The sequence below is a fragment of the Pirellulales bacterium genome (assembly GCA_035939775.1).
Taxonomy (GTDB): domain Bacteria; phylum Planctomycetota; class Planctomycetia; order Pirellulales; family DATAWG01; genus DASZFO01.
Genome location: DASZFO010000132.1, coordinates 1 through 5273 on the forward strand (window position 1 = coordinate 1; position 5273 = coordinate 5273).

Consider the following 5273-nt stretch of genomic DNA (forward strand, 5'->3'; position numbering starts at 1 on the left):
AAACCGGTATACTCGACATACTCGTTGCTCCACAAAAAGGGTTTTGGGTTAACCACACTCGTAGTAAACCCTAGGAGCAACGAGCTTTCATCCTCATCTACAGCTTTTTGATGATCTGCGAAAATCTGCGCAATCTGCGGCTCTCTCACCGCGTCGCAGCGAGAGCCAATGCTCCGTGGACGACGACTTCTTCGCCGAGCTGCGCGTGAAGGATTTCGTAGGAGCGTAGCAGCGGGGGGAAAACGTAACGCTCGACTTCGCTGCGGAGCGGGGCGAAGAGCAGCGATTCGCCGATTTGCGAGACGCCGCCGCCGATTACTACTACGTCCGGCGAGAGTAGCGTGGTCGCCTGCGCGATGGCCCAACCGAGCACTTGGCAGGCGTGGTTGAGCACATCGAGCGCGATTTGATTGCCATCGGTGGCCGCCTGAGCGACGAGCTTGGCGGTCACCTGGTCGAGCATGCCGTCGGCCCGGCTCAACAGGTCGGCGGCAAACTCCTCGGCGACCTCTTCGACATCGATCATCCGCTGCCGCAGCTCATCCGGCCTCGTCGAACCGGTTTCATCGCGGAGCGAAGCGAAAGGATGATAGATCGGATCGGCCAACCGCGACTGCGCCGCCGCGGCGATTCCCCAGCCGCTCGCCAACGATTCGACCGTCTGATCCGGGCGGTCGGCGTGCAGGCCCGGACGGAGATGGCCAATCTCGGCCGCCGCGATGCCGTGCCCCCGATAGATTTGCCCGTCGATGATGAGCCCACCACCGATCCCGCTGCCAATCGTCATGTAAAACACGACCCGCCGTCCGCGCCCGGCCCCAAACCGCGCCTCAGCCAATCCGGCCACGTCGCAATCGTTCCCCAACACGGCCGGCAAGCCGAACGTTCGCTGAAACCAATCGACCAGAGGGAAATCCTGCCAGCCCTCAACCTGATGGCTGCGAATGATTCGCCCCGCAGCCGATTCGACCGGGCCGCCGAACCCGATCCCGATCCGTGCGATTGGATAGCGGCGAAGCAGCGCCGCCGTCGCCGACTCGACTTGCGCCAGAATGCCAACCGCCCCGCCCGCCGGATCAATTTCATGCCGATCGAGTGCGACCAGCGGCGATCCATCCCCGGCCCCAACGCCAAGCTGCAACTTCGTCCCGCCGATTTCAATGCCGAGGAACATGAGAGGTGTCGAAAGTCCGGAAGGACGCGAAGTTGCAAACGAAGATGAACGTGCTTCACAATTTGATCGCATCCATCGCGTCCGCCTTTCATCTCCCTAGCGACTTGCGTCCGCATTGGCGGTCTTGCCAAGTTGGCTGGGCTTGGTGCCAAGCCAGATCTGCTCGCCGTGCTCCTTGAATCCGAGCACGACTGCTTCGACCGCGCTACCCAATGGCGGGTACTCGGACGGCGTCATCCGACCAACATCTTTGAAGTCAGTTATCTGAATCAGACCGTCAAAGGGCACGTTCTCAATAGTGGCGAACACACCGAAGGGACGGTGCTCCTTCACACAACACCAGACATGCGTACCAACTGGCAAGGAATGCTTGACAGCGTTCCAAGCGTCATCATCTGTCATTAATTCGATCTCCTCGATGTATCGCTTAGTCGTCTGAGTCACTTCGCATACCGTCCTTCTTGATTGATCCTGGCATACACGTCATTGAGCACCCAGTGGAAGAGCGCGAGGTGAATGCTTTCAACCATGCCCATGTCGTTGATCGGAACGTGCAGTCCGTGGCGCGCTAGCTTACGGAGTCGGCCGCCATCGTAGCCGGTCAGGCCGAGCGTGACCAAACCGTGGCGGTTGGCCCAGTCCACGGCGGCGAGCACATTCGGGCTATTTCCCGAGCCGCTGATGCCGATGGCTAGGTCGCCCGGACGGCCGAAGTTCATCAACTGCTGGACGAAGATTTGCTCGTAGCCGCAGTCGTTCCCCACGGCGAGAATCCAGCCGAGATTGTCGGTCAGGCTCATCACTTTGAGCCGGCGCTTCGATTCGTCGCGGAGGTGCTCGTGCCGCAGCAGGCTCTTGCCAAGGTCTTCGCTCATGTGCGTGGCGCTCGTGCCCGAGCCGCCGTTGCCGAAGACGAACACGAATTGCTCGTCGCGCCACGACTCGAACACGAGATCGGCCCAGACGCGCATCGCGGCCTGATCGATCCGGGCCAATTCCTCGCTCATCCGGTCGAGATACGCGGCGGCATCCAGCTCTGCTCCCAACATCAAGCTGATCTCCTGTGAATGAAGTCGATTGGTTATTCTACTTGCAAGCCAAGTCCATTCACAGCGGGTGCCATGGCCACTGCTCTGAGTGGCCATGTGCCGACACAGTCCATGCCCACGCCGACCCGCTGGCGGGCCCAGAGGGCGCCCCGCCCCGCGTGGGCATGGCACCCAAAGTATCAATACAGCATTGACGCACAAGCTCATTTACAGCCGCAAAAGCGCGGGAAACTTTCATGCCGACGAAATCAAAACCGGTCGTGCCCGGCGCTTCCGCGGCGCTCTGGCTGCTGCTGGCGATAAACCTGTTCAACTTCATCGACCGGTATGTATTGGCCTCGGTGTTGCCCAAGATTGAGACGGACTTTCACGCGAGCGGCTTTCAAGCCGGGGCGCTGCAGACCGCGTTTCTCGTGAGCTATATGCTATTCGCCCCGGCGTTTGGCTGGATGGGAGATCGCTTCGGACGATGGCGAATCATCGGGCTGGCCGTGATCGCGTGGAGCCTGGCGTCCGGCGCTTCGGGCTTGGCGACCGGCATCGGGATGATGCTGATTACGCGGATGTTCGTCGGCATTGGCGAAGCGGCCTACGGACCGATCGCCCCGACGGTGATTGCCGATCTGTATCCCGTCGAGCGGCGCGGCCGAATGATGGCCTTTTTCTATGCCGCGATCCCAGTCGGAAGTGCGCTGGGCTACGTGCTAGGCGGACTCGTTCTCAAGGCGGGCCACAGTTGGCATTGGGCGTCTTTCCTCAATTGGCATTGGGCGTTTTTCTTGGTCTTGCCGCCAGGCATCGTGCTCGGACTGATCTGCTTTCTCATGCGCGAACCCGCGCGAGGGGCCGTCGATCCTGAGGGCATCGTGCAAGTGGACGTTCCCAAAAAAATCAGATTCGCCGCGTATCGGATTCTGTTCAAAACACCGTCTTACGTGTTCAACACGGCCGGCATGACGGCAATGACATTCGCTCTGGGAGGCATTGCGATCTGGATGCCGAAATATATCGTTTGGCGGTCGGCCGTGGCCGGTTCGCTAAACATGGCCGACCAACAGGCAGTGGATGCGGCGTTGGCGGGTGCGAATTCCATGTTCGGCCCGATCATTGTCGTCGCCGGACTGTTTGGAACGGTGTTGGGAGGCTTGGCGGGAGATTGGCTGCGGCCTCGTTATTCCGGCGCCTATTTCCTTGTCTCCGGCGCGGCGATGGTGCTCGCGTTTCCGTTGTTTCTCGCGCTCCCCGTGACGCCGTTTCCCGCCGCGTGGGTGTTGATATTCATCACGAGCGTCTGCCTGTTCTTCAACACCGGCCCGACGAACACGATTCTGGCAAACGTCACGCACCCCGCGATGCGCGCGACGGCTTATGCCTTGAACATCTTCGTGATTCATCTGCTCGGCGACGCGATCAGCCCGCCGCTGATCGGCGGGATCAATGATTTGGCCGGCGGAAACATGGATGCCGGGTTTCTTGCGATCTCGATCACGATTCTGATCAGCGGGCTGTTTTGGCTCTTCGGCGCCCGCTATCTGGCCCGCGACACGGAATTGGCGCCGACGCGGCTCGACGTTGAGAAAAACAAGCCGTCAACGTGAGTCGATGAACAGATGCGGCGCACTGTTCGCAGAATCCGGTGGCTTATGCCAACGGCTCGGTAACCTGACTTGTCGCTTGCAACTCGGCACCGGGAAGGTCCGCCGCCATTTGCCGAATCTCTTCTGTGATCTTCATCGAGCAATACTTTGGGCCGCACATGCTGCAGAAGTGCGCGCTCTTGAAGACATCCTGCGGCAGCGTTTCGTCGTGCATTCGCCGAGCGGTCTCGGGATCGAGCGATAGGCGGAACTGTTCGTTCCAATCGAAAGCGAAGCGGGCTCGGCTGAGCGCGTCGTCGCGATTGCGGGCGCCTTTGCGATGCCGGGCCAGATCGGCGGCGTGGGCCGCGATCTTGTAAGCGATCACGCCTTGTTTCACGTCCTCCCGATCCGGCAGACCGAGATGCTCCTTCGGAGTCACATAGCAGAGCATCGCCGCGCCGCTCCAACCGGCCAGCGCCGCCCCGATCGCACTCGTGATATGGTCGTAGCCCGGAGCGATATCGGTAACAAGCGGGCCGAGCACATAGAACGGCGCCTCGTGGCACCAGTCGATCTGCCGTTTCACGTTCATATCGATCTGGTCCATAGGGATATGGCCGGGACCCTCGACCATCACTTGAGTGTTCCGTTGCCAGGCTCGCTCGGTCAGTTCGCCGAGCACCTTGAGTTCGGCGAATTGGGCCTCGTCGCTGGCGTCAGCAATCGAGCCGGGGCGGAGGCTGTCGCCGAGACTCCAGGTGACGTCGTATTCGCGCATGATGTCGCACAGGTCGTCGAAATGCGTGTAGAGCGGATTCTGCTGGCGATGGGTCATCATCCACTTCGCGATGAGCGAGCCGCCGCGGCTGACGATCCCCGTGACGCGATTCATCGTCAGGTGCAGATGCTCGAGCAGGATGCCGCAGTGGATCGTGAAATAATCGACCCCCTGCTTGGCTTGCCGCTCGCACATGTCGAGAAAATGCTGCGGCTTCATCTCCTCGATGTCGCCTCCCAATTCTTCGAGCATTTGATAGATGGGCACCGTGCCGATCGGCACGGGCGAGGCGTCGATGATCGCTTGGCGAATGTGGTCGATGTCGCGGCCCGTGGAGAGGTCCATGACCGTGTCGGCGCCGAAATGGACCGCCGTGTGCAACTTCTCCAACTCTTCATCGACGTTGCTCGTCACCGCCGAGTTGCCGATATTGGCGTTGATCTTCGTGCGGGCGGCGATGCCGATCCCCATCGGCTCCAGCCGCTTCTGAAGATGGACCTTGTTGGCCGGGATCACCATCCGGCCGCGAGCGACTTCATCGCGGATCAACTCGGGCTCGAGGTCACATCGTATTCGCGCATGATGTCGCACAGGTCGTCGAAATGCGTGTAGAGCGGGTTCTGCTGGCGATGGACCATCATCCACTTGGCGATCAACGAACCGCCGCGGCTGACGATGCCGGTGACGCGATT

The 5273-nt window shown here is 60.7% G+C and carries 5 protein-coding genes; 1 reads left to right on the forward strand and 4 read right to left on the reverse strand.

Going from position 1 to position 5273, the window contains the following annotated elements; all coding sequences use genetic code 11:
* Positions 1-145 precede the first annotated feature (145 nt).
* The 3 genes from VGY55_08490 to VGY55_08500 form a co-directional block, all read right to left on the reverse strand.
* Positions 146-1174: an ROK family protein gene (locus VGY55_08490; protein ID HEV2970014.1), complete on the reverse strand. Its 1029-nt coding sequence runs from the start codon at positions 1172-1174 to the stop codon at positions 146-148.
* A gap of 96 nt (positions 1175-1270) precedes the next feature.
* Positions 1271-1576: a hypothetical protein gene (locus VGY55_08495; protein ID HEV2970015.1), complete on the reverse strand. Its 306-nt coding sequence runs from the start codon at positions 1574-1576 to the stop codon at positions 1271-1273.
* Between the two features lie 38 nt (positions 1577-1614).
* Complete coding sequence (locus VGY55_08500) at positions 1615-2223, reverse strand: SIS domain-containing protein (GenBank protein HEV2970016.1); 609 nt, start codon at positions 2221-2223, stop codon at positions 1615-1617.
* 236 nt (positions 2224-2459) lie between these two features.
* On the opposite strand from VGY55_08500, the gene VGY55_08505 reads away from it, so the two are divergent.
* A complete protein-coding gene (locus VGY55_08505; GenBank protein HEV2970017.1) occupies positions 2460-3821 on the forward strand; it encodes an MFS transporter in 1362 nt (453 codons plus the stop codon).
* A gap of 43 nt (positions 3822-3864) precedes the next feature.
* On the opposite strand, the gene thiC is transcribed toward VGY55_08505, so the two are convergent.
* A complete protein-coding gene (gene thiC / locus VGY55_08510; protein HEV2970018.1) occupies positions 3865-5172 on the reverse strand; it encodes a phosphomethylpyrimidine synthase ThiC in 1308 nt (435 codons plus the stop codon).
* Between the last annotated feature and the right edge of the window lie 101 nt (positions 5173-5273).

Bases quoted from the DNA above. Each gene is read 5' to 3' on its own strand.
- VGY55_08495 (HEV2970015.1), bottom strand. From the start codon at position 1,576: ATGACAGATGATGACGCTTGGAACGCTGTCAAGCATTCCTTGCCAGTT.
- VGY55_08505 (HEV2970017.1), top strand. From the start codon at position 2,460: ATGCCGACGAAATCAAAACCGGTCGTGCCCGGCGCTTCCGCGGCGCTC.
- VGY55_08500 (HEV2970016.1), bottom strand. From the start codon at position 2,223: ATGTTGGGAGCAGAGCTGGATGCCGCCGCGTATCTCGACCGGATGAGC.
- VGY55_08490 (HEV2970014.1), bottom strand. From the start codon at position 1,174: ATGTTCCTCGGCATTGAAATCGGCGGGACGAAGTTGCAGCTTGGCGTT.